The following is a 17,085-nucleotide window of genomic DNA, read 5'->3' on the forward strand; positions in this document are numbered from 1 at the left end:
CGGGAACGGCTCAGGCGAACCGGCGGGAGAACTCCTCCACGAGCGTGGGGCCGGTGTCGCCGAGACGCCACACGCTCCACCCGTCGGCGGTGTACGAGCCCGACGCCGCCGTGGCGGCCGAGTCCGGGTGGCGGTAACGAGCGCCGTTGGCCAGCTCGATGGCGCCGTCCGGCAGGAGCAGCGCCTCGAAGTGCTGGTTGCGGCGCGGGCGCGACCACACGATGCGCGTGGGCGTGCCGATGCTGCGGGCGAGCGCCTCGAGGTCGGGGTCGTCCTCCTCCTCGAACAGCATCGGGGTGCTGGCCCGGATGCTCTCACCCGGCGGCACCGGCCGGGCCGGTGCCTCGGGGGCGCTCGACGGGTAGGGGTCCGCCGCGAACGCCGTCTGCCCGTAGCCGTCGTCGGGGCCGGCCATGTAGCCGCCGGACTCCCACGGGTTCTGCTCGGTGACGACCGGGGCCGTGCTGTCGACGTAGGGCGCCTCGTACCCGGGCTGCTCACCGTACGCGTAGCCGCCCTGGTCGCCGTAGCCGACGGCCGGCTCGGGCGTGTAGTCGTACGCGGGCGCGAAGCTCGACTCCGCGCCGTAGCCGGGCTCCTGGGGGTAGCGGGGCTGGGTGATGTCGAAGTCGGCAGGCTCGTTCGAGCCCGTGGCGGGGTAGGCGGGAGCGTTGTCGTACGACGCCGGCTGCCACAGGTTCTCGTCGGCCGCCGGCGGCTGCGGCACGGGCGGCGGCGGGTAGGTCGGTCCGGCGGCCGGCGTGGGGTCCGACGGCGGATAGACCGTCGTCGACTCGTCGGGCTGGGCGGACGCCGTGAACCGGTCGGTGCGCGAGCGGCGGCGCACGGACGGCGTCGGCTCGGCGACCGGCTCGGCCTGTGGTGGGGCGGCGACCTCGCCGAGCGAGGAACGGCTGGCCGCCAGCCGCGGCGGGGCGCTCGGCGTCGGGCGCGACTCGGTGCCTGGCCGTACGGAGGAGACCGGCGCGCTCGGCGCGCTGCCTGCGCCGGTGGCCGGCGGCGTGGTCTCGGGCGAGGTGGCGGCGGCCTGGGCGCGGCGCCCGGCACGGGTGCCCGCCACGCGCTCGGACTTGCCGCCGGCCGCGGCGCGTTCGGACGTGCTGCCCCGCGTGGCACCTCCGCGGAGGCTCGACCGGAGCCCGGTCGCCGCGTTGGTCGGGCCGGAGGCCGGGTTGTCGGCGAGCGGCGTCGGGTTGTTCGCGCGGACGGGTGTCTGCCGCGTGGCACGCTCGGCACGGGACTGCGGTGCCTGCTGCGAGCGAGCCTGTGGCGCCTGGGCGACGACCGGCATCTTGCCCGTGAGGGCGTAGCCGACCTTGACACCCTCCTCGAACGCGTCCTTGGGCGCGGCCGAGCCGCCGGCGACCCCGCCGGTGACACCCGTGTCCATGGAGCTGCTGACCGAGCTGTCCATGGAGCTCGTGATGGCCCCGCCGATCGGCGCGGACTTGGGCGCGGGCAGGCCCGGCGGAAGGTGCACCACGAGCGGCGAGACGTCGAGGAACTTGCGGCCGTCGTTCGAGTTCACGACGCCCATCTTCAGCACCTCGACGGGCATCGTGGGCTGGCGCAGGAAGTCGACGGCGTTCAGGATCTCGTCGGGCGCGTTCTGGCAGATGATGATGAGCCGCGCGCCGTTGCCGCTGTTCTTGCCCGCCTGCGTGCGGGTGATCGGCACGCTGTCGTAGAACGCTGCGACGTCGTGCTGGAAGGAGCTCGCGCCGCCGCTGTAGCGCGCCGCGAGGTCCGACCGCGTCAGCCGGCCTGCCGCTCCGGCGTGGTCGAGGGCCTTGGCGAGGTTCTCGCGGTCGAGGTCTGCGACCAGCTCCACGACGACCGGCGAGCCCGACGCGTCGAGCGCGAGCAGGTGCGGCTCGTCCGGGCCGGAGCCCTGCGCGATCGGGAACACCTCTTCACCGAGGAGCCCGTCGATGTGCGAGTCGACCACCTGGTTGGCTGTGGTCTTGAGTCCTGGTTCCGCACCGTTCACGCCGTTCGCGGACGTCACGAGGAGGGGCCGCTGGGTATCGACCTCGAACAGTGGCATCTCGTGATCTCCCGGGGTCCTGCGGCATTGGTCCGCCTTAGCCTAAAGGCCGGGGGCAAGAGACCGGAAACACGCCGGTGAAGGTGTCGTGACAGTTGTCACGAGCGCGGTGCGGTCCCCGGCGCCGGCCGCGCCGTCCTGGAGCGGGTCCGGGACGGCGCCGCCGGGTCGGCGTCAGAGCCGGACGACGATGCTGCCGCCCAGGTAGGACGCGCGTGCCGGACGGCCGTCGACCAGCACCCGGTCGAACCTGCCGGCCACCCGGAACGCGCGCAGGACGGTGTGGCGGCCGCCCTGCCGGCTTCCGTCGCCGGTCAGCTCGAGAGTCGTGCCGGGGGCGATCTCGACGGTGCCCCGCACCTCGACGGTCGTCGCGAGGCTCGAGCGCAGCGTCGTGCCCTGCTCGAGGGCCACCGCTCCACGGCCCAGGCTGTCGGCCGAGCCCGCCACGAGGGTGCCGCCCCGGACCACCGTGCCGCCGCGGTAGGTGTTGCGGCCGGCGAGAGCGAGGACGCCCGTGCCGGTCTTGACCAGGCCGCCCCGGCCGTCGATGTCGTTGCGCCAGGTGTCCTGCGCGCCCAGGCCGCCCTGGGCCGTGTCGAGCCCGACGGTGACCGTCCGGTCGAACCTGGCGAACCCGTCGGCGGCGGCGAACAGGTCGAGGCGCCCCCACTGCTCGGGCCCGTCCAGGATCGGGTAGCCGGAGGGCAGCGCGGTGGTGCGCAGCACATCGCGCACCTGGGCCGGGGACAGGTACGGGAAGCGCGTCTCGAGCAGGACCTCCGCGCCCTTCGGCACCTCGAGGTCGGTGGAGTACCCGCCCTGCCGGCGCAGCACGTAGGTCAGCGACGAACGGATCTGCTTCTGGTTCGCCGCCCGGTCGCCGTACTCGTCCGGGCCGGTGTGGGCGGCGGTGTACAGGTCGCTGGTACCGGTGACGGCCGTGAAGTAGTCGACGGCCCGCGCGCGGGCGGCGGCCTTCAGCTCGGCGTTGACGGGATCGGCGAGGATCGCGGCGGCCAGCGCGGTGGCCATGACCCGGCCGCCGATGACGTCCACCGGCGAGTGCATGCCCGCGGTGATCCGGCTGTCGCCGAGCACCGAGGCCATGACCATCAGCTCGGAGAACCGCTCGGGGACCGCGTACGCGAAGGCGAGCGCGGCCAGCCAGGCGGCGTTGGTGTGGCCGCTGGGGAAGCCGCCGTCCGTCGTCGGATCGGTGCTGCGCTGCCGGAGGAGCTGCGGTGCGACCACCACGCGGGACTCGTAGACCGGGTAGCCGAGGTCGTCGACCCGCCCCGTGTCCACGACGGTGCTCCGGTCCGTCATCCGCCACGGGCGCGGGTACTGGAAGGCCGCCTTGGCGGGGTTGCCGGACGAGTAGTTGCCACGCACCGTGTTCACGAGCCGGACGATCTCGCCGAGCTCGGAGGCGTCCGAACCCGCACCGAGCGCAGACCCCGCCGGCGCGCCGGCGGGCACCGCGTCGCTGATGGTGGTGGGCGGGGTCCCGTCCGGGGCGCTGGTGATCGAGGTGACGGCGAGCGCGCCCGCCCGGTACGCCTCGGCGAGCGGGCCGAGACCGGCGATGACCGAGTAGCTCTGGTGCCTGCGGTCGTAGACGAAGGACTGCTTGGCCTCCTCGTCGGTGCGGCGCCGGGTCACGTCGGCGACGTACCGGACGTTGTCCCGCAGCACCCTCGGGGACAGTGCGAACCCGGTGTTCCACTCCCCACCGGTCCGCCACAGGTCAGACATCCCGGACAGTGCCTGGACGACGGCGTTGGTGTCGGCGGTGCCGTTGGCCGGGACGTTCGAGGTGTACCAGTCGATGAACGGCGTCCAGGCAGCGCTGCCTGTCGTCGGGGCGGTAGCCGCCTGCGCCGAGGGCAGGCCGACGGCGGCCGGCCCGACGACGAGCGCGCCGGCACCGAAGGCCGCGCCGCGCAGAAAGCTCCGTCTGTTGACGTTAACGTCTGTCAGAGTCATAGGCACAAGGGTCCCGGAAAGTCGGGGCTTGTCAATAACTCCTGACAAATGTTCACGCGGGGTTGGCGAACCGGACCCCAGGGATCAGGAGTGCCCGGTCTCCGACTGGTCGGCTGCGAGCCGCTCCTCGACCCGGGCGATCTTGCTGTTGATCTGCCCGTCGGCCGCGCCGGGGCGGATGTCGGCCTTGATCACGAGCGACACCCGGTGCCCGCCGCGGGCCACCGCGTCGGTGGCGCGCTGGATCACCGGCATCACCTCGTCCCAGGAGCCTTCTATCTCGGTGAACATCGAGGTGGTCCGGTTCGGGAGGCCGGACTCCCTGACGATGCGCACGGCTTCGGCGACCTGGTCGGCGACGGACTCGCCTGCGGTCATGGGGGCGACGGAGAACGCGAAGACAGCCATGTACCCAGTCTGCCCCCACACGTAGGCTCGACGTGTGAACGTCACCCTTCTCGCGGGCGGGGTCGGCGGTGCGCGGCTCGCGCACGGCCTCGATCTCGCGCTCGGCGCGGCCCCCGTCAGCACCTCAGCCCGGACCGGCGCCTCGCCGCACGCCCTCACCGTCGTCGTGAACGTCGGCGACGACACCGAGCTCCACGGACTCGCCATCTCCCCCGACATCGACACGGTCGTCTACACCCTCGCCGGGCTGAACGACGAGGACCGCGGCTGGGGGCTGCGCGGCGAGTCGTACGCGACCCTGTCAGCGCTCAAGGACCTCGGTGAGGACACCTGGTTCACTCTCGGCGACCGCGACCTGGCCACCCACATCGTCCGCACCCAGCGCCTGCGCCGCGGCGAGCCGCTGTCGGCGGTCACCACGCACCTCGCCGCCTCGATGGGTGTCGGGCCGCGGATCGTGCCCGTCACCGACGACCACCTCGCCACCCTCGTCGACACCCCGTCGGGCCGGCTCGGGTTCCAGGAGTACTTCGTGGGCAGGCAGCACGCCGACGCGGTCCTCGGCCTGCACTTCGAGGGGGCCGACGCCGCCCGCCCGGCCCCCGGCGTGCTCGACGCGCTGGCGGCGGAGCTGGTGGTGCTGGCGCCGTCGAACCCGTTCCTGTCGATCGAGCCGCTGCTCGCGGTGCAGGGGGTCCGCGAGGCGCTGGCCACCGCGTCCGGCCGCCGCGTGGCGGTGAGCCCCATCGTGGGCGGACAGGCGATCAAGGGCCCGGCCGCCCAGATCCTGGAGACGCTCGGCCACGAGGTGTCGGCGCTCGGCGTGGCCCGGATCTACGCGGACCTCGTCGACGTCATGGTCATCGACGAGCGGGACGCGGGCCTCGCCGGCCCCGTCGCCGACCTCGGCCTGGCCGTGCACGTCACCGACACCGTCATGGGTGGCCCGCCCGGCCGCGAGCGCCTGGCCCGCGAGCTGCTGGCCCTGGTGTGACCGGCGTCCGGCGGTCCGGTCGGGGTACGACGGCGGTGGTGCCGCTCCGCGACGGCGTCTCCGGCAAGTCGCGGCTGGCCGCGGTGCTCGACGACGACTCGCGGCGGCGGCTCGTCCGGGTGCTCGCCCGGCACGTGGTGACGACGCTGCTCGCGTCCGACGGGATCGAGCGGGTGGTGGTGGTGACCGCCGACCCGGTCTTCACACGCGAGACGCTGGCGGGACTCGAGGTGGAGGTGCTGGAGCAGCCCGCCGACCGGCCGGGGCTGAACGGGGCGCTCGAGCACGCGCGCGAGGTGCTCACGGCGCGTGGTTCCGGGCCGCTCCTCGTGGCGCACGCCGACCTGCCCGCCCTCACCCCGGAGGATGTCGCGGCCCTCCTGGCCGAGGACGCGCCGGTGGTGATCGCGACGGACCGCTACCGGTCCGGTACCAACCTCCTGTTCCTCGCGTCCGAGGCGGGCGGCTTCCGGTTCCGGTTCGGGGTCGGTTCGCTCGCCGCGCACGTCGCGGAGGCGGCGGCGCACAGGCTGGAGATGATGGTGGTGCACCGGTCCGGCACCGCCGTCGACCTGGACACCGCCGACGACTGGTCGCAGCTCCCGGACGAGGTGCGCGCCGCCGTCGGTCAAGAGGTTCCCGGCCTGCTGTGACCTGGCCTGCGGTGGTCCGGCGCGGGCCGTCCGGTCAGCGCGCGGCGGCCTCGACCGCCGCGCGCAGGCTCCGGACCGCCTCCTCCAGGCGCGCGTCGGCCAGGTTGCCGTAGCCGAGCACGAGCACGGTCGACCTGGGCGACGGCGCTGCCTGGTACCGGCGGAGGTCGACCAGCGCGACGTCCCGGGCGGCGCCCTCGCGGGCGACGGCGGCGGCGTCGATGCCTCGCGGGTCCACCCCCGGCAGGTCGAGGCCCGCGAGGTCCACGGTGACGTGCATCCCGGCGGCGATCCCGCCGACCCGCGCCCCGGGCAGCTGGTCGTCGAGGGCGGTCAGCAGCGCGGACCGGCGTCGGGCATAGCGGGCGCGGGCCGCGCGCAGGTGCCGCGCGTACGCGCCGTCCGCGACGAACCGCGCGAGCGTGAGCTGGTCCAGCGTTGCGGGCCCGGGCGTGGGCCCACGGCGCACGGACACACCCAGCACCGCGGCGCGCCAGCGTTCCGGAACCACCATCCAGCCGATCCCGAACGCCGGTGCGAGCGTCTTGCTCGTCGCGCCGAGCAGCACCACGCGCTCCGCGTCCAGCCCTTGCAGCGCGGGCACCGGCCGGCGGTCGTAGCGGAACTCGGCGTCGTAGTCGTCCTCGATCACGAGCCCGTCCACGTCGCGCACCCAGGCGAGGACCGCGGCGCGGCGGTCGTCCGACAGCGCCGCACCCAGCGGGAACTGGTGCGCGGGGGTGAGCAGCACCGCCCGGGCACCCGTGCGGGCGGCCTCCGTGCGCAGCCGGTTGATGGAGACGCCGTCGTCGTCGACCGGGACGGGGACCGGCACGAGACCGGCTGCCGCGGCGACGTCGCGCAGCGGGGCCCAGCTCGGGTCCTCGACGAGCAGGTGGGTGTGGCCGGCGTCGGCCAGCGCGGCGGCGATCCGCGACATCCCGTCGGTGGCGCTCCGGGTGAGCAGGACGGCGCGGTCCGGCCCCGCGGTCATCCGCGCTCGCCGCAGGTGGGCCGCCACCGCCTCGCGCGCTGCCGGGTGCCCGTCGGCCGGCTGCCCGCCCAGGTCCTCGTTGGTCGCCGCGGCCAGCGCGTCGCGCGCGGCCCGCAGCCAGGCTTCGCGGGGGACGTGCCGCAGGTCGGGCACCCCGGGTGCGAGGTCGTGCGTCGCGCGGCGCGGGGCACGTTCCAGCCCGAGGCGGCCGGCCGTCGGTCGAGCTTGTCGAAACCGGGTCTCGACAAGCTCGACCAACGGTGCCTCGACACCCCCCGCCGACGCCGCGACCCGCGTGGCCGAACCCGTCCGCGCGTCGAGGACCCCCTTGTTCACCAGGTGCCCGTACGTCTCGGTGACCACCCAGCGAGAGATGCCGAGGGTGTCGGCGAGCACCCGGCTGGGCGGCAGCGCGGTGCCCGGCGTGAGCCGGCCGGACGCGATGCTCTCGAGGATCGCCTGCTCCAGCCGGTGCCGCAGCGCGCCGGGGCCGGGCGGGAGCGCGATCAGTACGTCGGAGACGGAATTGGTCTGGCCTGCTGCCATGGCATTGGACCGTAGCACCAGACCGATTGCTGCCTAGCGTGGTGAGCACCGGGCGGGAGCGCCCGGGACGAAGCAGCCTGAGGGAGCACACCATGCAGTACCGCACGCTGGACAACGGGCACACCTCGTTCGAGGTGTCGACGCTGTGCCTGGGCACGATGTTCATGGGGACGCGGACCGACGAAGAGACGTCGTTCGCGATCCTGGACCGGTTCGTCGAGGCCGGGGGCACGTTCCTCGACACGGCGAACAACTACAACGCGTGGGTCGGCGGGCACGGCCGCGACTCCGAGGACGTCCTCGGCCGCTGGCTCGCCTCGCGGGGCAACCGCGACGACCTGCGGATCGCGACCAAGCTGGGGGCGGCGAAGAAGGACCCGGACCTGCCGCTGTCGACCACGCCGCCCACCAACTACCAGGGGCTCAGCGCCTCGATCGTCGACCGGGAGGCGCGCGAGAGCCTGCGTCACCTCGGCGTCGACCACATCGACGTGCTGTACGGGCACGTCGACGACCTCGAGACGCCGCTCGAGGAGACCGTCGGCGCGTTCGGCAAGCTCGTCGATGAGGGGATCGTCGGTATCCCGGGCATCTCGAACGTTGCGCTGTGGCGCGTCGTCGAGGCGCGCGAGACCGCCGCACGGCTCGGCGTCGCGCCCTACGGCGCCGTCCAGCAGTGCTACAGCTACGTGTACCCGCGGCCGCAGCCGATCCGGACCAACTGGGCGTCGCCCGAGCTGCTGGACTACGCGCGGTCCACGGCCGCGACCGACCGTCCTGGGCTCACCGTCATGGCGTACTCCCCGCTGCACCAGGGCGTGTTCACGCGGGACGACAAGTCGCTCTTCAACGGAGCGGACCACGCGGGGTCGCAGGCCCGGATCACCGTGCTGCGCGCCGTAGCCGCCGAGATCGGCGCGACGCCGAACCAGGTGGCGCTCGCCTGGCTGCTGGGCGGCGAGGTGCCGGTGATCCCGGTGTTCGGCGCGAGCAGCGTGGCGCAGCTCGACGAGGCCCTCGGCGCGGCGGACCTGGTCCTCGACGAGGAGACGCGCGCCCGCCTCGACAACGCCTGAAACACGCTGACCTGTCATACCCACAGGTCACTCCGGTGACCTGTGGGTCTGACAGGTCGCGGGTGGTGGTCACCAGCCGCCGCGGTGGATCACCTCCGACTCGGGCCTACGCCGACGGCGGGTGGGCGAGCCCTTCGCCCCGCCGTCCGCCGGATGCCCGATCGCGACGACGCCGGTGATCTCGAACTCGTCAGGGATGCCGAGCTCGCCCCGGACCGCCGCCACGTGCTCCGGCGGGACGCCGAAGAAGCAGGCGCCCAGCCCCTCGTCGACGGCGGTCTGCAGCATGAGCAGCGAGGCCATACCGACGTCGACGTGCCAGAACGGGACGGGCCAGCGGGCCTCGTCGAGGTCCTCCCAGCCCTTGTCCTTCTCCGCGTACCGCCGCAGGTAGGCGGCCTTGGACGCGAGCGCGAGGATGACCACCGGCGCGGTCCGCATCCCGGCGAGCCAGGCCGACATGTCACGCTCCGACCGCTCGGAGCTGTCCGGCGTCGACGCCGCCCAGAACCGGTCGCGGTCCTCCGGCGTCTCCAGCACCACGAACGCCCACCCCTGGCTGAACCCCGCGCTGGGGGCGCGGACGGCGTTGCGGGTGATCCGGTCGACGGCCGCCGCCGGCACGGGTTCGGCGGTGAACTTGCGATGCATCCGGCGCTTCCGCACAACATCCTGAAACTCCATGCGGGCATTCTCCTCCGCTCGAACGTAGGAATGGTCGCTCCATCAGCGTTCATGAAGCGACCAGCCCTACGTTCGGCGACCAGCGAATCCTGTTGCCGCGTGATGGCGCGCCCGCCAGCCTGGACGCATGACTCTCCAGGCGATCGAGCAGGCAACGCTGCCGCACGACAACTTCGAGGGATACCTCCATGGTTCGGAGGTGTCCGTGATCTTCGAGCGCGTGACCCAGGACGGCTTCGGGCCACGCCTGCACCGGCACCCCTACTCCGAGACGTTCGTGATCCGGTCCGGCCGGGTGCTCTTCACCGTGGCGGGCGAGGAGATCCAGGCCGTCGGCGGCCAGATCCTCGTCGTCGAGGCGATGGTGCCGCACAAGTTCAAGACCCTGGGCGCGGACCTCTACGAGGCGGTGCACATCCACGCGAACGACCGGTTCGAGACCGAGTGGCTGGAGTGAGCCGTCAGCAGGTGGCCTGCATCATCCCCACCAGGAGCTCGCTCGGGTCGTACAGCGGCTCGTCCGTCAGCACGGGGTAGACGAGGTCCCGCCCGGTGATGCCGACGGACACCTGCCGCTCGCCGTCGGGCGACGTGAGATTGATCGAGATGGTGCCGAACGAGGCGCCGTCGTGCCCGTAGAGCCAGCCGCCCGGGACGCACGGGTCCGGGACCCTGTAGACGCCGAGGCCATACTCGGGGGCGTCCGCCTGGCCGACGGTGCGCGGCTCCAGCATGTCGGCGGTGGTCTCCGCGTCGACCAACCGGCCCGTGACCAGGGCCTCGGTGAAGTCGGCGAGATCCTCGGTGGTGCTGGTGACGGCACCCGCGGCGTCGAACAGGCTCGGGTCGAAGTGGTCGAGGTCGTACCAGCCGGCCTCCGCCGGGCCCGTGTACGCCGACTCGTGCAGGAACGGCCCGCGAGCCCCCGGTTCGTCCGGGTAGGCGCTCTGCCACATCCGTGCCGGGGCGAATACCCGGCGCTCCAGCAGGTGCTCGACGCTGCGCCCGGTGACCTCCTCCAGCATCATGCCGAGCACCACGTAGCCGGCGTTCGAGTAGGAGTACCCGGCCCCCGGTTCGTTCACCCACGCCGCGGACTGCAGCGCCTCGATGTGGTCGGCGTCCGTGACCTCCTGGCCCATCACCGCGAAGACCGAGTCGAACGACGACGGGTCGGCCGCGCGCGAGGCGAGGATCCAGTCGGTGGCGGTGGGGGCGCCCGAGCGGTGGCTCAGCAGTTGCTCGATGGTCACGCCGGCGGGCATGACGCCAGGCAGCACCTCCTCGACGGGCGTGTCGAGGGTCCAGGTGCCCTTCTCGACCTCCTGCATGACGAGCGTCGCGATCATCGGCTTGGTGTTGCTCGCCACCCGGAACCGGTCGTACGACCTGGCCTTCGCCCGGCCCTCGCGCTCCCGGGTGCCCGCGGCGCCGCTCCAGGCCTGCCGCCCCTTCTCGACGCGCGCCGTTACAGCGATCGCCCCGTCCGCCACGAGGTCGTCGAGGGCGGCGTCGAGCTGCGTACCGGTCGGCGCCTTCGGACCGTGCGCCAGGGTCCGGTTCGTGGCGACGTCGGACCGGGCCTCGCGGGCGGCGTCGGCCACCATCGCGGACACGGTGTCAGGGACGTCGACGGCAGGGGTCGGCCGGTCGGTGCTCACCGCGTGCGCGGAGCCTGCGACGGCCAGGGGTGCCGCGAGCGCGAGCGCCGCGCTCAGGGCCAACGCCGCCCGGCGAGTTGTGCGATCCATGGGAGTCTCCTTCGTCTGGGCTGTGCTCCCATCCTGTCGGCGGACCCCTTCCCGCGGATCACCCGCCGGGTGGATATGGCTCCCACCTGCGGTGGAGCACCGAAGCTGGGCTGTGCCGAACGTTGACATAATCGCTCCACCGCAGTCGGACGTAGGGGTAGTCGCTCCAAGAAGGCTCAGAGAGCGACTACCCCTACGCCCGAAACACGCCCGTCAGTGGCGCAGGGGCTCACGACACCCCGGTCACATCACGTGCAATGTTCGGTCTGCTCGTCTCCAGGAGCGCAGAGCGCGATGGCGTAGGGAATCCGCAGAGTTCGCTCCGATCCGCCATCTGTAGCCGAGTAGTGGACGATCAGTTCATCAGCCGATGCGGTCTCGTTCGTCGAGCGCGAGGCCTCCACGATGAGTCGACCAGACTCCTTGTCGCTGCAAGGCCGGGTCAGAGTCCGTTCGTCCGGGTCGAATCCAGCATCGATCAGCGTGATGCGATCATTGCCCAATCCGACCCCCTGATCGGCGACCGAGAACGCCGTTATCTCCAGCGTCGACCCCTCTGGCACTTCCACGGAGTCGATTTGAGCCGCCTCCGACCCGGATCCATCGATACACAACGTGATGTCACCGAACGTCATCGACTCGTGCAGCCCCATATCAGGGATCACCGAACCCACGACGGTGCCCGGGTACTCCACCCGCACCGAGGAGAACGACTGGCAGCCAACCAGAAGAAACGCAGCAGTGACTGCAGCGGCAGCAGCGGTCACCCGTCGGTTCATCTGGGCCTCGCCACGACCTGCGGTGCGTCCACCCACGGCTCCCCGTTACTCCCGCAGATGCGCGCCGGTCCAGTGAACTTGAAGTCCAAGGTTGCCTTCGTGCTCCAGCCCGCCTGTGCAGTGAGCTCGGTCCCGTGCAGGTCGATCGCACCCGAGATCGTGGCGTTGCGCTCGGTTTCCTTCGTGTACGTTCCGCTGGACTTTGACTCGCACGTGGACCAGTTCTTTCGCGTCGCGGTCCGCTTGGTGCTGAATATGTCCGTCAACGCCTCCGGCCTGGAACTGTTCGTGTTACCGGTGCAGGAATTCTTGTAGTCCCGGTAGCGAACCTTGTTCGTGAGGTAGTAGGCACCCTTGTACGGCCCGTCGACGCCACCCGCCGTGGTCTTCTTCGAGAGCGTTCCGCTCATCTTCCATCCTGACGAACCCTTCACGGCGACGCCCATGGTGTGTGTCAAGGTAGTCGACTGCTTGCCTGTCACTTCAACATTTGTCGTACCTTGAGACAATGCCCATGACTCGAGCTTGACGTGCGTCGTTCCGCTGCGCACCGTGTCGCAGATCGGATCAAGCACAGTTGCAGGACGCAGCCCGTGGGCCGCGGCCTCCCGATCGAACGATGCGGTGCGGTCCTCGACGGACGCCGTCGTCTGAGCCACCGCGGCATCAGCGGAGACGGGTTCGAATTCCGCGTCGACCATCGTGTCTGCGTCCAGTGAGCTGTCCTTGACGTGACCCGAATCGAGGTCGACCGAGATGCTCGGTACCGCCCCGGGGTCGTCCGCGGCCGCCGCCCAGCTACCGACCGCGCTCTCCTTGAGGAGCGAAATGGACCACTGGATCTCGGACGTGGCGTCGGCCACCCGCAGGTCGACGTCAACCTGACCGGAGTCGTCGATGTAGTCAGCTGGGACACTGTCGAAGTCGAGCGGGATCGAGTAGTCACCATTGGGCGCCGTCTGCCCCACCGCAAGCGTGGTCATGGGGACGACCTCACCAGCGGCGAGCTTGTCGAGCACGGCAGCCTTTGGCCATGCGACGAGCAGGATCTCCGCGTCCACAGGGTCCCCTGAACGCGTGATGGTGCCAGCGACAGCCACCTGGGCTGAGCCGCCATCAGGGCTGAAGGCGGCCGCAGGCCGCTCGTCGGACGCTGCCGAGGCCGGCAGTGCACTTACTGTCGCCGTCAGCAGGACGGCCGTTCCGCCTGCCAAGAGACGACTCGTTCGTGTACCTAGCACTACAACTCCTTCGTGGGAGGGCGCTGAACCACCGCAGGGCTGAAAGTTTCTTCCTTACCCCGGATGAAATTTAGCGATTCACCACCGCGGTGTCCCCGAAAGTTGCGTCCTCAAAAGGAGACCCGCATCACATCACTCCTACAGCCGGTCAGCGATGACCTCCAGCAAGGACTTGCCCTCCACACCCATCAGGTCCAGGGCCTGGGTGCGGCAGGAGAAGCCGTCGGCCAGGTAGGTGGTGCCGGGGGCGGCGTCGCGCAGCGCGGGCAGCAGCGCGTTCTCCGCGACCGCCACCGACGTCTCGTAGTGCCCCTTCTGCATGCCGAAGTTGCCGGCCAGGCCGCAGCAGCCCGCGAGGACCTCGACCTTTGCCCCGCCCTTCTCCAGCAGGTTCCGGTCCGCCTCGAACCCCATCACCGAGTGCTGGTGGCAGTGCGGCTGCACGACGGCGGACACATCCGCCAGAGAGGGCATCTCCCACTGGTCCGGCACGTCGTCAGAGGTCAGCAGCTCCGCCGCCGTCCGCGTCATGCGGGCGACGGCCTGCGCGCGCGGGTCGTCCGGGAACAGGTCGAGCAGGTCGGAGCGCAGCACCGCCGTGCAGGACGGCTCCAGCCCCATGATCGGGATGCCGTTGACCGCGTAGGGCCCGAGCACCTCCAGCAGCTTGAGCAGCCGGCGCCGCGCGCCGTCGAGCTGGCCTGTCGAGATCCAGGTGAGGCCACAGCAGACCTGCTCGTCCGGGACGATCACCGAGTACCCGGCCTTGGTCAGCACCTTCACCGCGGCCTGCGGGACCGACGGGGAGAGCGTGTCGCTGAACGAGTCCGTCCAGAGCACCACCTTGGGCTTGGTCGCGAGCCGGGCCGCCGTCTCGCCCTCGCGCCCGGGCACCCCCAGCCCCTCGTCCGCCACCACGGGCAGCCCCGGGACGCCGTGCGTCGCACCCCCGCGTGCCCACCACTGCCGGAACGGGACCTCGGCGAACTTCGGCATCGACCGCCGCGTGTCCATGCCGCCGGCCCGCAGCACGGCCTTGCCGATCCACCTCACGCCCAGCAGGCCGTTGACCAGCTCGGGGACGGCCCCGGCCAGGCGGGCCCAGCGCGGCAGCCAGCCCAGTGCGTAGTGGTCCACGGGCCGCAGCTTGCCGCGGTAGGTCCGGTACAGGACCTCGGACTTGTACTGCGCCATGTCGACGCCGGCCGGGCAGTCGCTCGAGCACGCCTTGCACGACAGGCACAGGTCCAGCGACTCCCGGACCTCGGGCGCCGCGAGGCCCCCGACGAGGGTCCCGTTCACCGCCTCCTGCAGCACGCGGGCACGCCCGCGCGTCACGTCCTTCTCGTCCTTCGTGGCCTGGTAGCTCGGGCACATGAAGCCGCCCGACGCCGAGGTGTCCGCCCGGCACTTGCCCACGCCCACGCAGCGGTGGACGGCGGTGGACAGGTCGTTGTGGTCGTGCGCGAACGAGAACCCCTCGTACCCGGACTTGCGCCGGACGCCGTGCCCTGAACCCTTGCCCGCCAGCGGCAGCTTGGTCCGCACCGGCGCGGCCTGGGGGCGGCGCAGATCGTCGTCCACGGCCCGCGGCCGCACGACGACGCCCGGGTTCAGCAGGTCCTTCGGGTCGAACAGGGCCTTGAACCGCTCCATGAGCGCGATCGCCTCGGGCGAGTAGATGAGCGGCAGCAGCTCGGAGCGGGCGCGGCCGTCGCCGTGCTCGCCGGACAGGGACCCGCCGTAACCGGCGACGAGCTCCGCCGCCTCGATCATGAAGGTCCGCAGCACCGATCCCGACGTCTCCAGCGGGATGTCGATCCGCAGGTGCACGCAGCCGTCGCCGAAGTGCCCGTACGGCAGGCCGTCGACGCCGTACCGGTCCATCAGCTCCTGCAGGTCGCGCAGGTACGGGCCCAGCTTCTCGGGCGGCACCGCGGAGTCCTCCCAGCCGGGCCACGCCTGCTCCCCCGCGGGCGTGCGGCCGGCGAGCCCGGCGCCGTCGGCCCGGATCTGCCACATCTTGGTGGCGTCCGAGCCCGCGGGCAGCACCACGGAGTCCAGCGCCGTCGACGCCGCGACGATCGCGTCCGCGCGGCCCATGGCCTCGGCCTGTGACGATCCGCCGACCTCGATCATGAGCCAGCCCGCGCCGTCGGGCAGCGCCGGGACGGACTCCGCGCCCTTGGCGCGCCGGACGACGTCGACCAGACGCGCGTCCAGTCCTTCGATCGCGAGCGGCTTGTGCCTGAGGAGCCGCGGGACGTCGTCCGCGGCGGTGGGCATGTCGGGATAACCGAGGACGACGAGGGTGGGCGCGCCCGGCGTCTCCACCAGGTTGAGCTCCGCCTCCAGGACGGTGACGAGCGTGCCCTCCGTACCCACCAGGGCGCGGGCGAGGTTCGAGCCGTTCTCGGGTAGGAGGTGCTCCAGCGAATAGCCCGACACCTGCCGGCCGAACCGGCCGAACTCCGTGCGGATCAGCGCGAGGTTGTCCCTGACGAGCTCCTTGAGGCCGGGGACGTCGGCGAACTCCGGGTCGCCGGAGCCCGCGGTGAACCGGCGCCCGGCGCCGTCGATCACGTCGAGCGCGACCACGTTGTCGGCGGTGCGCCCGTAGGCGACGGCGTGCGGGCCGCACGCGTTGTTGCCGATCATGCCGCCGAGCGTCGCGCGGTTCTGGGTGCTCGGGTCCGGGCCGAAGCGCAGGCCGTGGGGCTTGGCCTCCGCCTGGAGGGTCGACATGATCGTGCCCGGCTGGACCCGGGCCGTGCGCTGCTCCGGGTCGATGCTCAGCACCTGGTTGAGGTTGCGACCCAGGTCGAGCACGACGCCGGGCCCCACCGAGTTGCCCGCGACGGACGTGCCCGCGCCGCGTGCCGTGATCGGGACCTTGAGCTCGCGCAGCACCTCGAGCGCCGCGACGACGTCGTCGACCGTCTCCGGGAAGACCACACCCTCGGGAACCACCCGGTAGTTCGACGCGTCGGTGGAGTACTCGGCGCGCCGGCGTGTGCTGATGTCGACGGCGCCGTCCATGGCCGTGCGCAGCGCGTCGGCGACCGCCTCACGCGCGGCCTCGGCGGCGTGGTCCGCCTCGCGACGAGCGGCCTTGCGTCGCTCCTCGCTCTCGGCCTGACGGCGTTCCGCCTCCTCGGCGGCACGGGCCTCGGCCTTCTCGCGGGCCGCGCGGGCGGCCTCGGCGTCGTCAGCGGTGTGGCCGGTGTCGTTCATGCCGTTGCGGAAGGAGGCGTCGTGGGTCTGCGAGGGCACCCCGCGATTCTCGCACCCGAGTACGGCGGCCCGCACACCCGTCCAACTCACTCGTTGAGTGCTGGATATTCGCCCTCCCGCAGCCGCCGACAGGGCGAATATCCAGCACTCAACGGAGAGAGGGTCAGCCCTCGAAAGTTACGTCCAGGGTGATCTGGCCTACGCCCGTGAGCGCCTTCGAGATCGGGCAGCCAACCTTGGCGGCCTCGGCAGCAGCCTTGAAGCCTGCCTCGTCGATGCCGGTGGCGAACCCACGCACGGTCAGTTCGCTCTTGCTGATGTAGAGGCCACCGGCCGGGTCCGGGCCGAGGGTCACCACGGCAGTGACCTCGATCTGCTCCGGCGTGGCACCGGCCCCGCCCAGCTCGTTCGTGAACGCCATCGTGAAGCACGACGAGTGGGAGGCGGCGAGGAGCTCCTCGGGGCTGGTCACCCCGTTCGCCTCCTCGGCGGCACGCGCCGGGAAGGACACGTCGTACGTGCCTACGCCCGACGACGAGAGCTCGACCTGACCCGAGCCCTCCTGGAAGGTGCCGTTCCAGGCGGTGCGAGCGGTACGTGCTGGCATGGTGCACTCCTTGAATATCGCGATGTGATCTCGGACGAGTTCCTGCTTGCCCGACCCTACG

General features: G+C 71.9%; 14 protein-coding genes. 4 read left to right on the forward strand and 10 right to left on the reverse strand.

The genetic code is table 11. The annotated features are described in order from the left end of the window. Nucleotides 1-10: 10 nt before the first annotated feature. From ACQEVI_RS09435 to ACQEVI_RS09445, 3 genes are all read right to left on the reverse strand, one after another. Nucleotides 11-2,068 (reverse strand): hypothetical protein, encoded by a 2,058-nt coding sequence (locus ACQEVI_RS09435; RefSeq protein WP_432897356.1) that lies wholly within the window; start codon nt 2,066-2,068, stop codon nt 11-13. 174 nt (nt 2,069-2,242) lie between these two features. Continuing rightward, nucleotides 2,243-4,057, reverse strand: coding sequence for a phosphatase PAP2 family protein (locus tag ACQEVI_RS09440; RefSeq protein ID WP_432897359.1), 1,815 nt, complete (start codon nt 4,055-4,057; stop codon nt 2,243-2,245). 84 nt (nt 4,058-4,141) lie between these two features. Continuing rightward, nucleotides 4,142-4,465, reverse strand: a complete 324-nt coding sequence (locus ACQEVI_RS09445) for a thiamine-binding protein (protein WP_432897364.1) — start codon at nt 4,463-4,465, stop codon at nt 4,142-4,144. Between the two features lie 34 nt (nt 4,466-4,499). Here ACQEVI_RS09445 and cofD point away from each other — a divergent pair, with 34 nt between their 5' ends. Next, nucleotides 4,500-5,459, forward strand: coding sequence for a 2-phospho-L-lactate transferase (gene cofD / locus ACQEVI_RS09450; RefSeq protein ID WP_432897367.1), 960 nt, complete (start codon nt 4,500-4,502; stop codon nt 5,457-5,459). A gap of 38 nt (nt 5,460-5,497) precedes the next feature. After that, nucleotides 5,498-6,112 (forward strand): 2-phospho-L-lactate guanylyltransferase, encoded by a 615-nt coding sequence (gene cofC / locus ACQEVI_RS09455; RefSeq protein ID WP_432897370.1) that lies wholly within the window; start codon nt 5,498-5,500, stop codon nt 6,110-6,112. Between the two features lie 34 nt (nt 6,113-6,146). On the opposite strand, the gene ACQEVI_RS09460 is transcribed toward cofC, so the two are convergent. After that, nucleotides 6,147-7,652: a PLP-dependent aminotransferase family protein gene (locus tag ACQEVI_RS09460; protein ID WP_432897373.1), complete on the reverse strand. Its 1,506-nt coding sequence runs from the start codon at nt 7,650-7,652 to the stop codon at nt 6,147-6,149. A gap of 92 nt (nt 7,653-7,744) precedes the next feature. On the opposite strand from ACQEVI_RS09460, the gene ACQEVI_RS09465 reads away from it, so the two are divergent. Further along, nucleotides 7,745-8,728: an aldo/keto reductase gene (locus ACQEVI_RS09465; protein ID WP_432897376.1), complete on the forward strand. Its 984-nt coding sequence runs from the start codon at nt 7,745-7,747 to the stop codon at nt 8,726-8,728. Between the two features lie 69 nt (nt 8,729-8,797). Here ACQEVI_RS09465 and ACQEVI_RS09470 read toward each other — a convergent pair whose 3' ends face one another. Further along, nucleotides 8,798-9,412, reverse strand: coding sequence for a nitroreductase family protein (locus tag ACQEVI_RS09470; RefSeq protein WP_432897379.1), 615 nt, complete (start codon nt 9,410-9,412; stop codon nt 8,798-8,800). A gap of 127 nt (nt 9,413-9,539) precedes the next feature. Here ACQEVI_RS09470 and ACQEVI_RS09475 point away from each other — a divergent pair, with 127 nt between their 5' ends. Continuing rightward, complete coding sequence (locus tag ACQEVI_RS09475) at nt 9,540-9,869, forward strand: cupin domain-containing protein (protein ID WP_432897382.1); 330 nt, start codon at nt 9,540-9,542, stop codon at nt 9,867-9,869. A gap of 4 nt (nt 9,870-9,873) precedes the next feature. Here ACQEVI_RS09475 and ACQEVI_RS09480 read toward each other — a convergent pair whose 3' ends face one another. The 5 genes from ACQEVI_RS09480 to ACQEVI_RS09500 all read right to left on the reverse strand — a co-directional run bounded on the left by ACQEVI_RS09480 (nt 9,874) and on the right by ACQEVI_RS09500 (nt 17,024). Next, a complete protein-coding gene (locus ACQEVI_RS09480; RefSeq protein WP_432897385.1) occupies nt 9,874-11,163 on the reverse strand; it encodes a serine hydrolase domain-containing protein in 1,290 nt (429 codons plus the stop codon). Nucleotides 11,164-11,411: 248 nt separating this feature from the next. Then, the gene (locus tag ACQEVI_RS09485; protein ID WP_432897388.1) at nt 11,412-11,930 is read right to left on the reverse strand and encodes a hypothetical protein; all 519 of its coding nucleotides are present in this window, start codon (nt 11,928-11,930) and stop codon (nt 11,412-11,414) included. 8 nt (nt 11,931-11,938) lie between these two features. Beyond that, the gene (locus ACQEVI_RS09490; protein WP_432897390.1) at nt 11,939-13,003 is read right to left on the reverse strand and encodes a hypothetical protein; all 1,065 of its coding nucleotides are present in this window, start codon (nt 13,001-13,003) and stop codon (nt 11,939-11,941) included. A 318-nt stretch (nt 13,004-13,321) separates the two neighbouring features. Continuing rightward, complete coding sequence (locus ACQEVI_RS09495; protein ID WP_432905886.1) at nt 13,322-16,222, reverse strand: FAD-binding and (Fe-S)-binding domain-containing protein; 2,901 nt, start codon at nt 16,220-16,222, stop codon at nt 13,322-13,324. 358 nt (nt 16,223-16,580) lie between these two features. Next, on the reverse strand, nt 16,581-17,024 hold the full coding sequence (locus tag ACQEVI_RS09500; protein ID WP_432897393.1) for an OsmC family peroxiredoxin: 444 nt from the start codon (nt 17,022-17,024) through the stop codon (nt 16,581-16,583). Nucleotides 17,025-17,085: the final 61 nt, after the last annotated feature.

This window comes from Promicromonospora sp. CA-289599 (assembly GCF_050936155.1).
Classification (GTDB): Bacteria; Actinomycetota; Actinomycetes; order Actinomycetales; family Cellulomonadaceae; genus Promicromonospora.

Bases quoted from the DNA above. Each gene is read 5' to 3' on its own strand.
- ACQEVI_RS09480 (WP_432897385.1), bottom strand. From the start codon at position 11,163: ATGGATCGCACAACTCGCCGGGCGGCGTTGGCCCTGAGCGCGGCGCTC.
- ACQEVI_RS09460 (WP_432897373.1), bottom strand. From the start codon at position 7,652: ATGGCAGCAGGCCAGACCAATTCCGTCTCCGACGTACTGATCGCGCTC.
- ACQEVI_RS09465 (WP_432897376.1), top strand. From the start codon at position 7,745: ATGCAGTACCGCACGCTGGACAACGGGCACACCTCGTTCGAGGTGTCG.
- ACQEVI_RS09435 (WP_432897356.1), bottom strand. From the start codon at position 2,068: ATGCCACTGTTCGAGGTCGATACCCAGCGGCCCCTCCTCGTGACGTCC.
- ACQEVI_RS09440 (WP_432897359.1), bottom strand. From the start codon at position 4,057: ATGACTCTGACAGACGTTAACGTCAACAGACGGAGCTTTCTGCGCGGC.
- ACQEVI_RS09495 (WP_432905886.1), bottom strand. From the start codon at position 16,222: ATGGACGGCGCCGTCGACATCAGCACACGCCGGCGCGCCGAGTACTCC.
- ACQEVI_RS09470 (WP_432897379.1), bottom strand. From the start codon at position 9,412: ATGGAGTTTCAGGATGTTGTGCGGAAGCGCCGGATGCATCGCAAGTTC.
- ACQEVI_RS09445 (WP_432897364.1), bottom strand. From the start codon at position 4,465: ATGGCTGTCTTCGCGTTCTCCGTCGCCCCCATGACCGCAGGCGAGTCC.
- ACQEVI_RS09475 (WP_432897382.1), top strand. From the start codon at position 9,540: ATGACTCTCCAGGCGATCGAGCAGGCAACGCTGCCGCACGACAACTTC.
- ACQEVI_RS09500 (WP_432897393.1), bottom strand. From the start codon at position 17,024: ATGCCAGCACGTACCGCTCGCACCGCCTGGAACGGCACCTTCCAGGAG.